14 protein-coding genes are annotated in these 16,843 nt (G+C 71.9%); 2 read left to right on the forward strand and 12 right to left on the reverse strand.

Features of this window, described 5'->3' with window-relative positions:
- Window positions 1-97: 97 nt before the first annotated feature.
- From FE633_RS23450 to FE633_RS23495, 10 genes are all read right to left on the reverse strand, one after another.
- Complete coding sequence (locus FE633_RS23450) at window positions 98-877, reverse strand: exodeoxyribonuclease III (RefSeq protein WP_138047140.1); 780 nt, start codon at window positions 875-877, stop codon at window positions 98-100.
- A 72-nt stretch (window positions 878-949) separates the two neighbouring features.
- Complete coding sequence (locus FE633_RS23455; protein ID WP_138047142.1) at window positions 950-1,585, reverse strand: MBL fold metallo-hydrolase; 636 nt, start codon at window positions 1,583-1,585, stop codon at window positions 950-952.
- Between the two features lie 32 nt (window positions 1,586-1,617).
- Complete coding sequence (pcaDC, locus tag FE633_RS23460) at window positions 1,618-2,901, reverse strand: bifunctional 3-oxoadipate enol-lactonase/4-carboxymuconolactone decarboxylase PcaDC (protein WP_425473216.1); 1,284 nt, start codon at window positions 2,899-2,901, stop codon at window positions 1,618-1,620.
- Window positions 2,902-3,096: 195 nt separating this feature from the next.
- On the reverse strand, window positions 3,097-3,402 hold the full coding sequence (locus tag FE633_RS23465; RefSeq protein ID WP_342791205.1) for a transcriptional regulator: 306 nt from the start codon (window positions 3,400-3,402) through the stop codon (window positions 3,097-3,099).
- A complete protein-coding gene (locus tag FE633_RS23470) occupies window positions 3,399-3,896 on the reverse strand; it encodes a hypothetical protein (protein ID WP_138047146.1) in 498 nt (165 codons plus the stop codon). Before FE633_RS23470 ends, FE633_RS23465 begins: the two co-directional genes overlap by 4 nt.
- A gap of 140 nt (window positions 3,897-4,036) precedes the next feature.
- Window positions 4,037-6,139, reverse strand: coding sequence for an SWIM zinc finger family protein (locus tag FE633_RS23475; RefSeq protein ID WP_425473211.1), 2,103 nt, complete (start codon window positions 6,137-6,139; stop codon window positions 4,037-4,039).
- A 578-nt stretch (window positions 6,140-6,717) separates the two neighbouring features.
- Window positions 6,718-9,570 carry a DEAD/DEAH box helicase gene (locus tag FE633_RS23480; RefSeq protein ID WP_246113788.1) on the reverse strand — a complete coding sequence of 951 codons (2,853 nt, stop codon included), beginning with the start codon at window positions 9,568-9,570 and terminating at the stop codon, window positions 6,718-6,720.
- Window positions 9,571-9,751: 181 nt separating this feature from the next.
- Window positions 9,752-10,333 carry a sugar kinase gene (locus tag FE633_RS23485; RefSeq protein WP_138047149.1) on the reverse strand — a complete coding sequence of 194 codons (582 nt, stop codon included), beginning with the start codon at window positions 10,331-10,333 and terminating at the stop codon, window positions 9,752-9,754.
- Window positions 10,330-11,475 carry an ROK family glucokinase gene (locus FE633_RS23490; RefSeq protein ID WP_119104327.1) on the reverse strand — a complete coding sequence of 382 codons (1,146 nt, stop codon included), beginning with the start codon at window positions 11,473-11,475 and terminating at the stop codon, window positions 10,330-10,332. Before FE633_RS23490 ends, FE633_RS23485 begins: the two co-directional genes overlap by 4 nt.
- 189 nt (window positions 11,476-11,664) lie before the next feature.
- The gene (locus FE633_RS23495) at window positions 11,665-12,402 is read right to left on the reverse strand and encodes a GntR family transcriptional regulator (protein ID WP_138047229.1); all 738 of its coding nucleotides are present in this window, start codon (window positions 12,400-12,402) and stop codon (window positions 11,665-11,667) included.
- Between the two features lie 128 nt (window positions 12,403-12,530).
- Here FE633_RS23495 and FE633_RS23500 point away from each other — a divergent pair, with 128 nt between their 5' ends.
- Window positions 12,531-13,544, forward strand: coding sequence for a Gfo/Idh/MocA family protein (locus tag FE633_RS23500; protein WP_138047150.1), 1,014 nt, complete (start codon window positions 12,531-12,533; stop codon window positions 13,542-13,544).
- A gap of 60 nt (window positions 13,545-13,604) precedes the next feature.
- Here the strand turns inward: FE633_RS23500 and FE633_RS23505 are convergent, their stop codons facing one another.
- Complete coding sequence (locus FE633_RS23505; protein WP_246113789.1) at window positions 13,605-14,729, reverse strand: alkene reductase; 1,125 nt, start codon at window positions 14,727-14,729, stop codon at window positions 13,605-13,607.
- Window positions 14,730-14,869: 140 nt separating this feature from the next.
- On the opposite strand from FE633_RS23505, the gene FE633_RS23510 reads away from it, so the two are divergent.
- Window positions 14,870-15,766, forward strand: coding sequence for a sigma-70 family RNA polymerase sigma factor (locus tag FE633_RS23510; protein ID WP_138047152.1), 897 nt, complete (start codon window positions 14,870-14,872; stop codon window positions 15,764-15,766).
- Between the two features lie 102 nt (window positions 15,767-15,868).
- Here the strand turns inward: FE633_RS23510 and FE633_RS23515 are convergent, their stop codons facing one another.
- Window positions 15,869-16,828 carry a ScbA/BarX family gamma-butyrolactone biosynthesis protein gene (locus FE633_RS23515; RefSeq protein ID WP_138047153.1) on the reverse strand — a complete coding sequence of 320 codons (960 nt, stop codon included), beginning with the start codon at window positions 16,826-16,828 and terminating at the stop codon, window positions 15,869-15,871.
- Window positions 16,829-16,843: the final 15 nt, after the last annotated feature.

The following is a 16,843-nucleotide window of genomic DNA, read 5'->3' on the forward strand; positions in this document are numbered from 1 at the left end:
GGGCCGTTTGTGGCTGGTCGCGCCCACGCGGCGGAGCCGCATATGTCACAGCCCCGCGCCCCTTACGGGGCGCGCCTGCGCCCATACGGGCGCTCGGCTACACGTCCAGGTCCACCACCACCGGGGCATGGTCCGAGGCGCCCTTGCCCTTGCGCTCCTCACGGTCCACGTAGGCGTCCGTGACGGCCTTCGCGAAGGGCTCGTTGCCGTAGACCAGGTCGATGCGCATGCCGCGGTTCTTGGGGAAGCAGAGCTGGCGGTAGTCCCAGTAGGTGAACGGGTGGTCGTACTTGAGGGGGCGCGGGACCACGTCCGAGAGCCCGGCCTCACGGAGGGAGGCGAGGGCGGCCCGCTCGGCCGGTGTGACGTGCGTGGCGCCCTCGAAGGCGGCGATGTCGAAGACGTCGTCGTCCGTCGGCGCCACGTTGTAGTCGCCCATCACCGCGAAGGGCCGGCTACCGCCCGCGTCACCCGCGACCGCCGCCTTGAGCGCCTCGAACCACTGGAGTTTGTACGCGAAGTGGGCGTGGTCCACCTCGCGTCCGTTCGGCACGTACACCGACCAGACGCGGACCGGGCCGCAGGTCGCGGAGACGGCCCGGGGCTCCTGGACCCCGTCGTATCCGGGGTCGCCGGGCAGGCCCCTGACCACGTCTTCGAGGCCTATGCGGGAGATCACCGCCACGCCGTTCCACCGTCCCGTCGCGTGCACCGCCGACTCGTAGCCGAGCTCGCGGAGCTGGGCGGACGGGAACTGCTCGGCGGTGGTCTTGGCCTCCTGGAGGCACAGCACGTCCGTGTTTGTGCTCTCCAGCCAGGCCAACAGCCTCGGGAGACGGGCGGTGATCGAGTTCACGTTCCAGGTGGCGATGCGCATGCCGACAACTTACCGGCAGGGTCGGACAACGGGTCCGCCGGGATTTCCCGCGCGCTCAGATCCCCGGCGCGCTCAGATCTCCGCCGACGCGCCCGGTGCCAGCCGCAGGTGCTCCGAACCGCCCAGGCCGCCGATCTGACGGTCGTAGATCGGGCGGGCGAGGTCGGTGAGGAGCGCGTCATGGATGTCGTACGCGCGGTGCGGCTTGACCTCGCGTACGTAGTCGATCACCTCGGCGATCTTGTTCCAGGGGGCCATCACCGGAAGCATCAGCGTCTCGACCGGATGGTCGGGGACGGTGAGGGCGTCGCCCGGGTGGAAGACGCGGCCGCCGTCGACGAGATAGCCGACGTTGGTGATGCGCGGAATGTCGGGGTGGATGACGGCGTGCAGTTCGCCGTGGACCTGTACGTCGAAGCCCGCGGCGGTGAACGTGTCGCCGTGGCCGACGGTGTGCACGCGGCCCGGGAACGCCGCCGCGATCTGGTCGGAGACGGACTTCAGGGTCCACAGCTCGGCGCCGGGATTGGCCTCCAGGCCGGCCCGCAGCCGCCCCTCGTCGAAGTGGTCGGGGTGCTCGTGCGTGACCAGGATCGCGTCCGCGCCGACCGCGGCGTCCTCCTCGCTGAAACCGCCGGGGTCGATGACGAGCGTGCGCCCGTCCTTCTCGAGCCGGACGCAGGCATGCGACTTCTTCGTGAACTTCATGTGTTCCATCCTGCCCCCGACACCGAGCAGGATCATTCCTGGGGCGTGGTCTCCTCGCGGATCACCTTCTGGGCCACCCGGAAAGCGCTGTTCGCGGCCGGTACGCCGCAGTAGACGGCCGCCTGGAGGAGTACTTCCTTGATCTCGACCGGGGTCAGGCCGTTGCGGAGGGCGGCCCGGGTGTGGAAGGCGAGTTCTTCGAGATGGCCGCCCGCGACCAGGGCGGTGAGCGTGACACAGCTGCGCGAGCGTCTGTCCAGACCCGGCCGGTCCCAGACCTCACCCCATGCGTACCGCGTGATGAACTCCTGGAAGTCCCCGGAGAACTCGTCCGCCTGGGCCAGCGCCCGGTCCACATGGGCGTCGCCGAGCACCTCGCGGCGGACCTTGAGGCCCGCGTCGTACGGGTCGGGCCTGCCCAGGACCTCGGGCTGCGCGACGGGGGCGATCTCCGCGAGCGGCATCATCGGCGGGGCCGCGGCCAGGACCGGCTTGACCGGGGGCGCCGAGATCGCCATCTGGTGGCCCGATGTCGTATCGAAGGCGGGCTGCCAGGCGCTGGAGAAGTGCCGTACGAGAAGGTCGGTGACCGCGCCGGGCTGCTCCACGGGGACCAGGTGCGAGGCGCCGGGCACGACCGCGAGGCGGGCGTCCGGTATTCCGGCGACCAGTGTGCGGGCCTCGGCGGGGCCGGTGACCTGGTCGTCGGAGCCGACGAGGACGAGCGTGGGAACGCCGACCCTGCCGAGTTCGGCGCGTACGTCGAAGGAGGCGAGCGCCTCGCAGGCGGCGATGTAGCAGCCCGGGTCGGTGGTGCGGACCATCTGCACCGCCCACTCGGTGATGGCGGGCTGCGCGGCGGCGAACCCGCCGGTGAACCAGCGCTCCGGCGATGACCGCGCGATGGGGTCGAGGCCGTTCGTCCGTACGATCACACCGCGCTGCCGGAACTGGTCGGCCGTGCCGAAGCGCGGCGAGGCGGCGATCAGGGCGAGCGAGGCCATCCGCTCCGGGTGGCGCAGCGCCAACTCGATACCGATGGCGCCGCCGAACGCGCAGCCCGCGTAGCCGAACCGCTGGACGCCGAGGCCGTCGAGCGTGCCCAGCAGCCGCTCGGCGAGGTCGGCGACCGAGGCGGCCGGGTGCGCGGGCGCGCCACCGTGGCCCGGCAGGTCGAACCGGAAGACCCGCCAGTGCTTCGTCAGCTCCGGGATCTGCCGGTCCCACATGTGCCAGGTTGTACCGAGTGAGGGACCCAGGATCAGGACAGGTGCTTGTTCTGGTCCGTCAAAGCGGTACTGCAGGGTGCTCGTCATCGTGTCGCTCACCCGGCTCACGCTCTCATATCTCACGATTTCTCACGCGCCTGGGGCGGGGCACTCTGCAGACCTCCTGCAGACCTCCCCACGTTGTGTCGGCATCGCGAAGATCCTCGACGGCCGGCTTCACATACCTCTGGCTGTGCCCGACTGATGCGGCAGCCACTGAGCCGCGGCGGGTGCACCTGGGCGCTACGGCCCGACGATGGCGCGCAGAGCGGCGAGATGCGCCTGGTAGGCCTCCCGCCCGTGCCGGGTCAGGCGTAGCCAGACGCGTTGGCGGGTGTCGCGCACGGCCTTGCGCTGCTCGACGTAGCCGGCCTCCATCAGCACGGTGACATGCTTGCTCAGGACGGAGGCGGAGACGTCGAGCTGTCGCTGGACCACGGAGAACTCGGCCTCGCCCGCGGTGTCGAGCAGGGCGCAGATGCGCAGCCGGTTGGGGGCATGGATGGTGGTGTCGAAGCCGTCCATGGGGTCGGTGGCGGCGCTGGTCACGAAGCTTTCCGGTGCAGGCGTACGAAGGTGACGTGGAAGGCGATCGACACGGCGGCCCCGGCGGCGGAGGCGGCGAACAACCACAGCGGCTCTCCGGTGGCGCGGAAGGCGTGGGGCGCGCCCAGCAGCAGTGCGGGCAGCCCGATCGCCAGCGGCACGATGGCGCGCTTGGGCAGCACGTCCAGGCGCAGGGCCACGCCGGTCCGCTTGCGCCAGTTCGCCGCCGCGACGCCGTACAGCGCCAGGTACCCCGCGGTCATCACCAGCATGATGACGCCCCAGACCGAACTGGGCAGCAGCCACTGGGGGTTCGCCAGTATTCCCCCGTAGACCGGCGGAATGGCGGCGATGAACAGCGCGAGCGTGGTGGCGAACCAGCGCGGCCACGGAGTGGCGGACAGGGCGGCGGCGGCCGCCCGGACCTGCTCGGTGTCGGCCAGGGCGGCGCGGGCCTGCTGCGGGGTCGGGCGAAGGGAGTGTCCGTCAGTTTCCACAACGGAAAGACTAGTGGCGCGTTTCCGGTACGGCAAGACACAAGTTTCCGCCTTGGAAAGTCTCGGTCGCACGCACGCACGCAGACAGGCGGCCGGGGCCGGGCTCAGGCGGCCGGGGCCGGGCTCAGCTCGGGCAGCCGTCAGAGGTCGTTCGGGGTGCCCAGGCCGGTGAGGGCGCCGACCGGGTCGAGGTCGGGGGTGCCCCGGGGCCACCAGTCGTCGTGGCCCGGCTCCGATTCGTACGCGTACCAGAGACCGTCGCGGCCGAGGCGGAGTTGTATGTGACCGCGAGGGTGGGTGAGGTGATTGCGCCACGGACGGAAGGCGGGGAAGTCGGCGGCCAGGAGGAGCGGGCGGGCGCGGTCGAAACGGCCCGCCGGCGGGTCCCAGGGTTCTTCGAGGACGGCCAGCCCTTCGACTCCGCCCTGGCGCCAGGCAGCGACCGCGCGCGCCAGGTCGGCCGGGGTGCGGCCGGCGGCGGAAGCGAGCGACTGGTAGAGGGCCCGGGTCGTGGCGGTGAGGCCGGAGCCGGGGCGGGTGGCCGCGAGGCGGACGGCGTCCTGCCAGAGCGTCAGCTCCGCGACCGGGTCGCGTCCCGTCGTGAGCAGCGCGTGCGCACGGGTGGCCGCGTCGGTGGCCAACTGGTCGAGGGCCAGCGGGTCCGGGCCGCCCGGTGCGGCCGGATAGGCCGGGGGCTGTTCGGGGTGCGCGGGCGGCGGCAGCGGTTCCGGAAGGGGCGGGAGTGTGCGGGGGGCGAGGGCGTCACGGGCACGGACGCCCGGGAGCGACGGTTCCTGTTCCTGGGCGGCCCGGGCCGACCGCGCGGCCAGGGCGGCGTTGCGCCGCGACAGCGCGTCCAGCAGGTCGCGTTCGCCCCGGCCGCGCAGCAGGAGCAGGACGAAGGGGTCCTCGTCCAGCAGCCTTGCCGTCTGGTAGCACAGGGCGGCCGCGTGCTTGCAGGGATGACCGAAGTCGGGGCAACTGCAGTGCGGTTCGAGATCACCGGGGCCGGGAAGCAGCTCGACCCCGCAATCGGCGAGCGACTGAGGCATGTCCTTGTCGAGCAACGCCGCGATGTGCCCCGGCCGTTCGGCCGCCGCGTCCAGGAACCGCTCCCAGTCGCGGTCTGCGAGCGTACGCATCCGGATCTGCACCCGGTACGGCCGCGGCCGGCTCCCGTGCACATACGCGAGCACGAGCCCTGGCGTAACGGTGACGGCGTCCACGCGCCCCTTTCCCGCGTACACCCGCCCCCGCGCGAGCCGCGCCGGATCCAACGCGGACTCCTCCAGCGCGGCCACCCACGCGTTGCCCCACCACGTCTCGGCGAACCCGCCCGCCCCGGGGGGCCGCGGCGGAAGGGCGGGGAAGGTACGCCGAAGCTCGCTGTCGCGGACCGGGGTGGCGGCGGGAGCCTGGGCGGGGGCGGGCGCGAAGGGGGGCGTGGAGCCGTCCGCTTCGAGCGCGGGCGCGGGCGCGGTGCCGCCTGGTTCATCGGGTTTGGTCGGGCGGCCGTCTGTCCCGCCCAGCCACGGCGGTACTTCGGACTCCTCGTCGCTCAACCGGTCCGGCCGGGCCGCTGCCCGCGCGCGGCGGTTTGCGGATCTCGGAGGTGGTTCGGACGCGGGGGTCTTCCTGTCAACGGGACGGCTAGGTCCACCAACTCCCTTGGCCCCGGCGGTCGTACGAACGGCCAGGCTCGCGTCGGTTCGCGCGGCACGCAACGCCTCACGGGCCACGTCACCAGGGCGCGGCGTACCGGCGGCCCCACCACCACCGCCCGGACGGTCGGCTGCCGACGGCTCGGACGTCTTCCCGGAGCGCTCGCTGCCCTCGGCTCCTGCCGCCGTTCCGGGCTGTCCGTCCTCCGCGCGAGTGGCAGCGCCGCGCAGGGCCTCACGCACCACGTCACCCGGCCGAGGCCCCTGCGGCACGGTCCGCCGCCGGGCCGTCTTCGTCTCGGAGGGCCTCTGCTCCGCGTCCCCTCCTGCCGGTCGCCCCTCCGACGCGACGGAGCGGCGCTCCTCCGAGTCGCCCGCCGAGGCCCCGGCCGCGCCGCGCCGCGCGGCCCACAAGGCCCGGCGAGCCACATCCGCGGGCCGGGTCCGGGCCCCCTCCCGAACACCGGCCTCCGGCTGCGGCGCCGTCGTCGTGGGCGACTCGTCCGAGGCGCGGGGCTCGACCGAGGTGTGGGGCTCGACCGACGCACCCGTCTCAGCCGAGATGCTCGTCTCAGACGACACGCCGGACTCAGCCAACGCGCTGGACCCAACCGAAGAACCGGACTCAGCCGACACCTCGGACCCAGCCAAAGCGCCGCCCCCGGCCCACACACCAGGCTCAAACGACGTGCCAGACTCAGCCGACGGGCTGGGCTCAGACGACGGGCTGGGCTCAGCCGACACCTCGGACCCAGCCAAAGCGCCGCCCCCGGCCCACACACCAAGCTCAGACCACGTGCCAGACTCAGCCGACGCAACCGTCTCAGCCGAGGTGCTCGTCTCAGACGACACGCCGGACTCCCCCAACGCGCTGAACCCAACCGAAGAACCGGACTCAGCCGACACCTCGGACCCAGCCGACGCGCGCTCATCCGACGCGCAAGGCTCTCCCGACAGCCGCTCGTCCGAGACGTCGGCCTCCCCCAACTCACGCTCGCCCGACGCGTAGGTCTCCGTGCACGCACGCTCGTCCAACTCCGCAGGCTCCCCCGACGTACGCCCGCCCAACCCAGCGCTCTCCCTCGACGCACCCCGGCCCAACTCACCGCGCTCCCCCGGCGAACGCCCGTCCGCCGTATCCCGTCGACCCGTCGGAGACATCACGCGGTCCTCCGGAGCGAGACCAGGTCCGACAGTTCGCGGTCGGTGAGTTCGGTGAGGGACGCCTCGCCGGAGCCCAGGATCGCGTCGGCCAGAGCCCGCTTCGATTCGAGCATTTCGGCGATGCGGTCCTCGACCGTGCCCTCGGTGATGAGGCGGTGGACCTGGACGGGCTGGGTCTGGCCGATGCGGTAAGCGCGGTCCGTGGCCTGTTCCTCGACGGCGGGGTTCCACCAGCGGTCGAAGTGGATGACATGGCCCGCGCGCGTGAGGTTGAGACCCGTACCGGCCGCCTTCAGGGACAGGACCAGGACAGGCGTCGCCCCGCTCTGGAAGCGGTCCACCATGTGTTCGCGCTCGGCCACAGGCGTACCACCGTGCAACAACTCGACCGGTACCGCCCTGACCGCGAGGTGGGACGTGATCAGCCGGGCCATCCCCACGTACTGGGTGAAGACGAGCGCCGAGCCGTCCTCGGAGAGCAGCGTGTCCAACAGCTCGTCGAGCAGGGCCAGTTTGCCGGACCGGGCCGCGAGACGGGACGCGTCGCTCTGGCCGCCGGGCCTGCCTGCGGGCCCCGCTCCCGCGTCCTCCTTCAGATACAACGCCGGGTGATTGCAGATCTGCTTGAGCGAGGTGAGGAGTTTGAGGACCAGGCCACGCCGGGCGATGCCCTCGGTCGTCTCGATCGCCAGCATCGACTCGCGGACCACCGCCTCGTAGAGCGAGGCCTGTTCACGGGTGAGCGGTACAGGATGGTCGGTCTCGGTCTTGGGAGGGAGCTCGGGGACGATGCCGGGGTCGGACTTCTTGCGGCGCAGCAGGAAGGGGCGGATCAGCCGGGCGAGGCGGGCCACGGCCTCCTCGTCCTCGCCGTTCTCCACCGCGCGCGCGTGCCGTGCGCGGAAGGACTTCAGGGGACCGAGCAGTCCGGGAGTCGTCCAGTCGAGCAGGGCCCAGAGTTCGGAGAGGTTGTTCTCGACGGGCGTCCCGCTCAGGGCGACCCGGGCCGGCGCGGGGATCGTACGCAGGGCTTTCGCCGTCGCCGAGTACGGGTTCTTGACGTGCTGCGCCTCGTCCGCGACGACCATGCCCCACGGCTGCTGTCCGAGCCGGGGCGCGCCCGAGCGCATCGTCCCGTACGTGGTGAGCACGAAGCCGCCGTCCAGGTCGTCCAGCGTGCGGCCCGGTCCGTGATAGCGGCGGACGGGGACGTCCGGGGCGAACCGGGCGATCTCCCGCTGCCAGTTGCCGAGCAGCGAGGCGGGGCAGACGACCAGGGTCGGCTCACGGCGCGCCCGCTTCAGGTGGAGGGCGATGACGGTGACGGTCTTGCCGAGGCCCATGTCGTCGGCGAGGCAGCCGCCGAGGCCGAGTGAGGTCATGAGGTCGAGCCAGGCCAGCCCGCGCAGTTGGTAGTCCCGCAGCCGCGCCGTGAGCCCGGCGGGCGGCTCGGCGGGCCGCACGCCCACCGTCAGCCGGTCCCGCAGCGCGGCCAGCGCACCGACGGGCACCGCCTCGACCGTCTCGCCGTCGGCCTCCGCGGTGCCGGTGAGTGCGGCGGAGAGGGCGTCGACCGGGTCGAGCAGGCCCAGTTCGCGTTTGCGGGCCTTGCGGACGAGTGCTGGGTCGACGAGCACCCACTGGTCGCGCAGCCGCACGACCGGCCGATGAGCTTCGGCCAGCGTGTCCATCTCGGCCTCGGTCAGTGGATCCCCGCCGAGCGCCAACTGCCAGCGGAACTGGAGCAGTTCCTCGCTCTCGAAGAAGCCCGTGCCGTCCGTCGCGGAACCCGGTGCGGGGCGCACCACCGCCGTGGCGCTCAGGTCCTGGGCGAGGTCGCGCGGCCAGTGCACGGCGACTCCGGCCGCGCCCAGGCGGGTGGCCGCGACGCCGAGCAGGTCGGACAACTCGTCCTCGGACAGCGCGAGTACGTCCGGCACGTCCTGCGCGGAGAGCCGGTCCAGGGGAGGCCAGACGCGGGCCGCACGGCGCACGGCCAGCGCCGCGTCGACACGGGCGCGCGGCCCGAACATCGCGTCGGCGTCGCCCGCCCACAGGGCCGCGGCGTCGACGACGAGGGTGGAATCGGCGAGGCTGTGCACCTGGACGATGGCCGCGCCCGCCCGCCTCGCCCGCGATCTGTCCCCGCGGTGCTCACTGTCGTCGCTGTCGTCGAAGAGGTCGTACGCGGACAGGTCCAGACGCAGCGAGATCCGTACGCCCGCGTCCATGCCCGCGGCGACCTCCGCCGCCCAGTCCTGGGCGCCCGGCAGTCGCTGGGGCTCGCGCGCGGAGAAGGGTTTCCCGGCGGCGTACGGCGCGGCCGCGGTGCGCGGCAGTGTGTCGGCGACGGAGTCCAGGAAGGCGCGCATCAGCGCCTCCGGGTCGGGCACCTGAAGGGGGCCGCGGCCCGGAAGCGGTACGGCATGCCCTTCGTGCGGGAGGGCCGCTGCCATCGCCCTCAGGTGTGCGATGTCGTCCGGATCCAGGGGCCCGGCTCGCCAGGCGTCATGGCCGTCACGCGTCAGGCCGGGCAACAGGCGCCCGCGCGCGACGAGCCGCAGCGCGTGCAGAGCGGCGGCGCCCCAGCATGCCGTGGAGGCGTGCGCCGAGGGGTCCCGCCTCGCCCGTACGAGCAACGGCAGGGCCTCCCCTACCGTCAGCGTCAGCGCGGGCGCCGGTCCCCGCCGCACGCCGGCGCCGTGCCGTCGTACCACCGTGAGCTCGGTGTGCTCTCCGGCCGGCAGCGCTCCACCGTCCGGATCCCAGAAGGCGATCCGCCCCTCGCGCGGCAGCGCGGCGGGCAGAAAGACGGCGGCAAGCCGGCCGGGCACCGCAGTATGCGCCATGTCCCCCACGCTCATGCTCCCCGCCACCTCCCTCGCCCGCCGGCCCCATCAGCCTTGCCGGCCGCATCAGCCCTACCGGCCCAGCCGGCGCAAACGGGCCTGATGAGCCGAGTCGGATCACTCGTCTTCGACTGTACGGGCCGGGTCTGACAACGGGGTCCGGCGGCGGAACGGGAAAGGATCAGGGAGTTGTCCGCGAGACCGCGTAGACCATGGGGTGGCCGCGCTTCGACCAGTTCACGACTATGTCCAGCGTGGGTGTCGGGTTCTTCCGCTCGCGGGTGAGGCCCGACCAGGGGCCGGGCCCTGTGAACTCCCAGCCGACGATCCGCTGGTCGCGGGCGGTGACGGCGATCTCGTCGCGCTCCAGGGCGGCGCGGCTGGTGCCGATCCTCTTGAGGAACTTGTCGAGGCCCTTTTCGCTGGTGAGGAACTGGATGTACAGACGGCTGGTCTTCCAGTTGTTCGTCTCGTAGTACGCGACGTGGCCCGAGTGCGCCGGGACGGGCAGCTGGTAGAGACGGCGCTGGACGCGCGAGGGCCAGCCCTCGGTGAGACCGGTCGCCGAGTACTTCTTCTCCTTGTCCTTGCCGCTGTCGCGGCTCTGGTTGGCGGAGATCACCAGGTAGCCGGCCGGGACTCCGATGAGCAGCACGATGATCAGCAGGGTGAGCGAACGTCGGCGGATCATGTGGCGCCGGTCCTCGGACGGTCGCGACGGCTCGTCCGGGGGCGCCGCCTGACGCGGCAGTGAGGGCATCACAGCGACCCCTGGGTCGTACGGCGCGATTCCACGTACCGCTCGTACCGCTCGTAGCGCTCCACCCGGCGCCGCTTGGCGCGCCGGAAGCGGCGGGCGACGAGCCGGGCGAGGTCGGCGGCGCCGACCATACCGGCCTCGGGGCCGAGCTGGGCGCGGGCGATACGGGCCTCGGGGCGGTAGCCGCGACCGGTCAGATGGCGCCGGAAGGCGTCCCGCGCGGGGCCGATCAGCAGGTCGTCGGCCGCCGAGACACCGCCGCCGATGACGAAGCAGGAGGGGTCCAGGGCAGCCGCGAGGTTCGCGATGCCGACGCCGAGCCACTGGCCGATGTCCTGGAGGAGCTCGATGCACATGGCGTCGCCCTCGCGGGCCAGCTCGGTGATCATCGGGCCCGTGATCTCGGAGATGTTGCCCTTGACGTGCTCGACGATCCCGTAGGCCACCGGGGAGTCGGCGGCGGCGAGTTCGCGGGCCTCGCGGACCAGCGCGTTGCCGGAGCTGTACTGCTCCCAGCAGCCGCGGTTGCCGCAGGGGCAGCGATGGCCGCCGGGCACGACCTGCATATGGCCGAACTCGCCCGCCACACCGAACTTTCCGCGCTTGACCTGGCCGTCCTCCAGGATCGCGCCGCCGATGCCGGTGCCCAGCGTGATCATGACGAGGTGGTCCTCGCCGCGGCCCGCGCCGAAGCGCCACTCCGCCCAGGCGGCGCTGTTCGCGTCGTTGTCGACCAGGACGGGGACGGCCAGGCGCCCGGAGATGCGGTCCCGCAGCGGTTCGTTGCGCCAGGACAGGTGGGGCGCGAACAGGACGCGGTTGCGGTCGGCGTCGACCCAGCCGGCCGCCCCTATGCCGACGGCGTGCACGTCGTGCCGGTCGGAGAGATCCAGGACCAGTTCGACGATGGTGTCCTCGACGACCTTGGGGCTCTTGGACTTGTCGGGGGTCTCGGTGCGGACCTTCTCCAGGATGTTGCCGTCCGCGTCGACGACGCCCGCCATCACCTTCGTACCGCCGATGTCGATGCCGACGGTGGGGACGCGGGGCGCCGTCAGATGTGATCGGCGCTCGCGCGTCCCGACGGTACGCAGGACGGTGGCCCGCGCGGAGCCGCGGTGTGCGAGGTCGCGGTAGGTGCTCATCGCGCCGATTCTGCCTCACGCGGCCGCTGGGCCGCACGACGGAGTCCCTTGCCGTCCGCTTGGCGAGCCGCGGGGAGGTGCCGGTCGTTTGTTCGCTACCGGTTCATTGTGGCTGGTCGCGCAGTTCCCCGCGCCCCTTACGGGGCACGGCCCTGCACCCACACGGGGCATGGTCAGGGACCTCGGCCCTCAGGGGCGTACGAGGAGCTGGAACTCGAACGAGTAGCGGGAAGCCCGGTACGTGTGTGTGCCGTACTCGACCGCGCGGCCCGTGTCGTCGAAGGTGGTGCGCTGCATGGTGAGCAGCGGGGCTCCCTCGGGCTCGCCGAGGCGCTCGGCTTCCACCACTGTGGCCGCGCGCGCCCCGACGGACTGGCGGGCGCTGTGGAGCGTGATGCCGGCGGCCCGCATCAGGCGGTACAGGCCGGTGGCCTCCAGCTGCGAGCTCTCCAGGTCGAGCAGTCCGGGCGGCAGGTAGTTGCACAGGTACGCCACCGGCTCGCTGTGCGCCAGGCGCAGTCGCTCCACGCGGTGTACGTCGCTGCCCTCGGCCACCGCGAGGGCCGCGGCGACCTCGGCCGAGGCCGGGACGACGGTGTTGACGAGGACCCGGGTCGCCGGTCGCTGGCCGGCCGCCTCGAGGTCGTCGTAGAGGCTGCTGAGCTCAAGCGGGCGCTTGACCTGGCTGTGCACGACCTGGGTTCCGACGCCTCGGCGGCGTACGAGGAGGCCCTTGTCGACGAGGGACTGGATGGCCTGGCGGACCGTCGGGCGGGACAGGCCGAGCCGCCCGGCGAGCTCGATCTCGTTGCCCAGCAGGCTGCCGGGCGTCAGCTCGCCGTGCTCGATCGCCGCCTCGAGCTGCTGGGACAGCTGGAAGTACAACGGCACCGGACTGCTCCGGTCGACGCTGAGCTGGAGCGTCACGGTCGGATCCACTTCTGGTTTGGGCACGGGGCGAGCGTAGCTCTGGTGAATGATGACGGGAAGTTGTGAAGTTCGATTGTCCGGACAAAGCATTGACAGAGTGCGGGGTCCGCCCTCAATTTGTTCCCATGCGCATCGGACTCATCGGAACGGGCCGTATCGGCACATTCCACGCGACCGCTCTCAGCCGCCACCGCGAGGTCGGCGGCTCTCTCATCGTCACGGACGCGGACCCGGCCCGGGCTCGTGAGCTCGCGGACCGCCTGGGCGCCACGGCGGCACCCAGCGTGGAGGAGATCTTCACCTGGGGTGTGGACGCCGTGGTCATCACGGCGGCCACGTCGGCCCACGCCGAACTGATCGGTCGGGCAGCCCGCGCCGGACTCCCGGTGTTCTGCGAGAAGCCCATCGCCCTCGACCTGCCTGGCACGCTCACCGCGCTCGCCGAGGTCGAGGCCGCCGGTACGGTACTGCAACTGGGCTTCCAGCGCCGCTTCGACGCCGGCTACGCGGCCGCGCGCGAGGCGGTGCGCTCGGGCCGGCTCGGGCGGCTGCACACCGTGCGGGCGATGACGTCCGACCAGTCACCGCCTCCGGCCGCGTATCTCCCGCTCTCCGGTGGCCTGTACCGGGACTGCCTGGTGCATGATTTCGACATCCTGCGGTGGGTGACCGGCCGAGAGGTCACCGAGGTGTACGCGATGGGTTCGGACGCCGGTCCCGGGATGTTCCGCGAGGCGAACGACATCGACACGGCCGCGGCCGTCCTCACCCTGGACGACGGCACGCTCGCCACGGCGACGTCGACCCGGATGAACGGCGCCGGATACGACGTACGCATGGAGCTGGCCGGTGAGCTGGACCAGATCGGCGTCGGCCTGGACGACCGTACGCCGATCGCCTCCACGGAGCCGGCCGGGCCGCCGCCCGCGGACAAGCCGTGGACCGGGTTCCTGGAGCGCTTCGCGCCCGCGTACGAGGCGGAGCTGCACGCCTTCGTCGAGGTCGTGCGCGGGGAGCGGACGAACCCGTGCGACGGGCGCGAGGCGCTGCACGCGCTGCGGATCGCCGAGGCGTGCGAACTGTCCCGGCTCGAGCGCCGACTGGTGTCCGTTTCGGAGATCCCGGACACCCAGGGCTGACGCCAGGACACCTGGTCGGCGGGCACCTCGGCCCCTGGCCGGATGTGTCAGACACTGGCTTCAAGAAGGCGGCCACTCGGTCACGGGGTAGTCGACGTAGCCGGCCGCGCCTCCCGTGTAGTAGGTGTCCTGGTCGCCGGTCGCCAGTTGGCGGTCCAGGGCGAAGCGGGCGACGAGATCCGGATTGGCGATGAAGTGGGTGGCGAACGACACGGCGTCGGCGACACCCGCTTCGACCACGGCGTTCCCTGACGTGCGGTCGAAGCCGTTGTTCGCGATCAGAGGGCCGGAGAAGCGCTGCCGGTAGCGGGCGATGCAGTCGAAGTCCGGCGTGGCGCCCGGCTCCGCGACGTCCCGGCCGCGCAGGTGCACATAGGCCACAGGGTGGTCGTCCAGTTCGGACACCAGCTCGTCGTAGTGGGCGAGCGTCGCCTCATCGGCGGTGAAGGCGTCACCGGAGGTCCAGTAGGGCGACAGGCGGACGCCGACGCCCCGCCCGCCCCAGGCCGCGGCGGCCGCGGCGACGATGTCGAGCAGCAGACGTCGCCGGCGCACAGCGTCGCCTCCGTAGGCGTCGGTGCGCAGATTGAGCCGAGGGCTGAGGAACTGAGGGATCAGGAACGAACCGATCGCGTGGATCTCCACCCCGTCGAAGCCGGCGCGCCTGGCGTTCTCCGAGGCGACGCGGTAGTCCTCGACCGTCTTCTCGATCTCGGCGACGGTCATCTCCCGAGGGGTGACGGTCTCCTTGAAACCGCCGGGTGTGAAGGACATCTCGTGCGGATTGACCGCCGACGGTCCGACCGGCGGCTCGCCCCGGAGATGATCGGGATGCGAGGCGGCACCGGTGTGCCACAACTGCAGCACGATACGGCCGCCGAGGGCGTGGACGACCTCGGTGACCCTGCGCCAACCGACGACCTGTTCCGGGCTGTAGATGCCGGGGACGTTGGTGAAGCCGACAGCCTGCTCGCTGATCCAGACGCCCTCGGTGACGATGAGTCCGGCGCTGGCGCGCTGCCCGTAGTAGACCGCGTGCATCTCGGTCGGCACCAGGTCCGGGCCCGCCGCGCGTGCCCGGGTGGTCGGGGCCATGACCACGCGGTTGGGCAGGGTCAGGCCGGCGAGGTCGATGCCACGCAGCAGCGGCTGACGGAGGGTGGTGGTCTTGGGGGTCGTGCTCACCGTGGGTTCCCTTCGTCGGCAGGTCGGGCGGGTTTCCGTCGGCCAGGATCTCCTCCTGGGCGGCCCGATTCCGTCCCTGCCTCGTTTGCTTGGGTACGTCATGAAGTCGACGAAGCCCGACGGGAAAAGGTGACCCACCCATGCGCGAGGACGAGCAGCTGGCGGAACAGTTCGAGACGCACCGTGTGCATCTGAGGGCCGTGGCCCAGCGGATGCTCGGCTCGCTCAGCGACGCGGACGACGCCGTTCAGGAGGCCTGGCTGCGGCTGAGCCGCGTCGACGTCGACGCCATCGAGAACCTGGCTGCCTGGCTACGGACCGTGACCGCCCGCATCTGCCTCGACATGCTGCGCTCCCGCTCGTCCCGCCGGGAGGACCTGGTCGGGCAGCAGATGCCGGAGGCACCGTGCAGCGACGACGACAGCGGGCCGGAGCGGGAGGCGGTGCTGGCCGACTCGGTCGGGCCGGCCTTGCTGGTGGTACTGGACACGCTCGAGCCCGCAGAGCGTGTCGCGTTCGTGCTGCACGACATCTTCGCCGTCCCGTTCGCCGAGATCGCCGGCATCGTGGACCGCACGCCTGTGGCGACCAAGAAACTCGCCAGCCGGGCCCGCCGCAAGGTGCGGGGCACTCCGCTGATCCCGCGGGCCGAGCTCGCCCGACGGCGGCAGGTCGTCGAGACCTTCCTCACCGCCGCGCGCGACGGGGACCTCGACGCGATCCTCACCGTGCTGGCCCCTGATGTGGTGCGGCGGGCCGACCGGGCAGCTCTGCCGGCCGACGCACCTGCCGAGGTGCGCGGGGCCCACTCGGTGGCGCAGGGGGTCAAGGACTTCGGACAACGAGCACGGTTCGCCGAGCCCGCGCTCGTGGACGGCGCGGTGGGAGCGGTCGTGGCCCGGTGGGGGCGGCTGCAACTGGCGCTCACCTTCACCGTCGAGGATGACCGGATCACGGCGTATGAGGTGATCTGCGTCCCGGAACGCCTGGCGCGGCTCGAGCTGGCGCTGATCGACGGTTGCGCATCTGCCGGGTAGGCCGAGGACCGTACGAAAGGTGCCTGCGCCGACGACTCTGGCCCCGGACCACATGGTCCCGGGCCAGAATCGTCATGGAGCTCAGGATGTTCGACGACAGGGCTAGGCCGCCAGCGCCGCCCAGTTCCGCATGATGGGGGCGACGGTGACGGTGCTGGTGAACGCGGTCCGGTCGTCCTGCACCGCGGTGACGTTCACCTGTGGCCAGCCGACGGCCGTGCTCAGCCGTTCGGCCGTGATCCAGCACGGCTTGTCGAGTTCCACGTACCGGCTGAACGTGGTGTCCAGGGAGACGGGCAGCATCCGGCCGGGGGCCAGGACTGCCTGCGCGGCCTGGCTGGCGGCCTCCATCAGCACCATGCCGGGCACGTGGTCGTGCGGATGGTCGAACAGGACCGGGTGCGTAAGGTCGTTGCGCAGGAGCCACCGGTGCTGCTCGCCGGTGGGCGAGAGCACCACGTCGCGGGCGGACTCGCGGCCGACCAGGAGCGGTTCTTCGGCCGCGGGCGCGGCGGGCGTCCGGGCACAGACCTCGGTGGCATTCGCGTACTCGGAACCGCGTAACCGGTCGTAGATGGCGGGCGGGGAGGCGGTGTAACCGATCTGGGCGGTGCCCACCGGCATTGCGTCGCGCCAGACTTCGACGGTTGCGCTGCCCCGGGCCGCGCCCAGCCTGCGGCGTTCCATGCGGGTGTGCGTGGTGCGCAGGTACAGCTCAACGGGCTCGGTGCCCCTGCGCAGCGCCGCGCAGTCCACCGAGGTCCTGAAATGGTCCAGGGCCAGCCGGTGTTCGAGGGGTATGTCGAAGGCCGTGTGCGTCACCATCGACAGGGACTGGCGCACACTCTCCGTGAACAGCAGCGGGCTGTAGAAGTCCGCGTCGGCCATGTAGAAGGGGTGCTCGACGGGCCAGCGGACCGTGGTGACGTGCTGGGTTGCGGAAACGTTCTTCCAGGCAGTGACCAGAACTTCGTTCGCGTTGCTCTTGCGCACCAGCCGCTGCCGTACGGCCGTGACGTCGCCTGACGCGGCACTGACGGAACCACAGACGGTTGCAGTCATACGAGTTCCCTCCCC

The organism is Streptomyces montanus (assembly GCF_005786655.1).
Taxonomy (GTDB): domain Bacteria; phylum Actinomycetota; class Actinomycetes; order Streptomycetales; family Streptomycetaceae; genus Streptomyces; species Streptomyces sporangiiformans.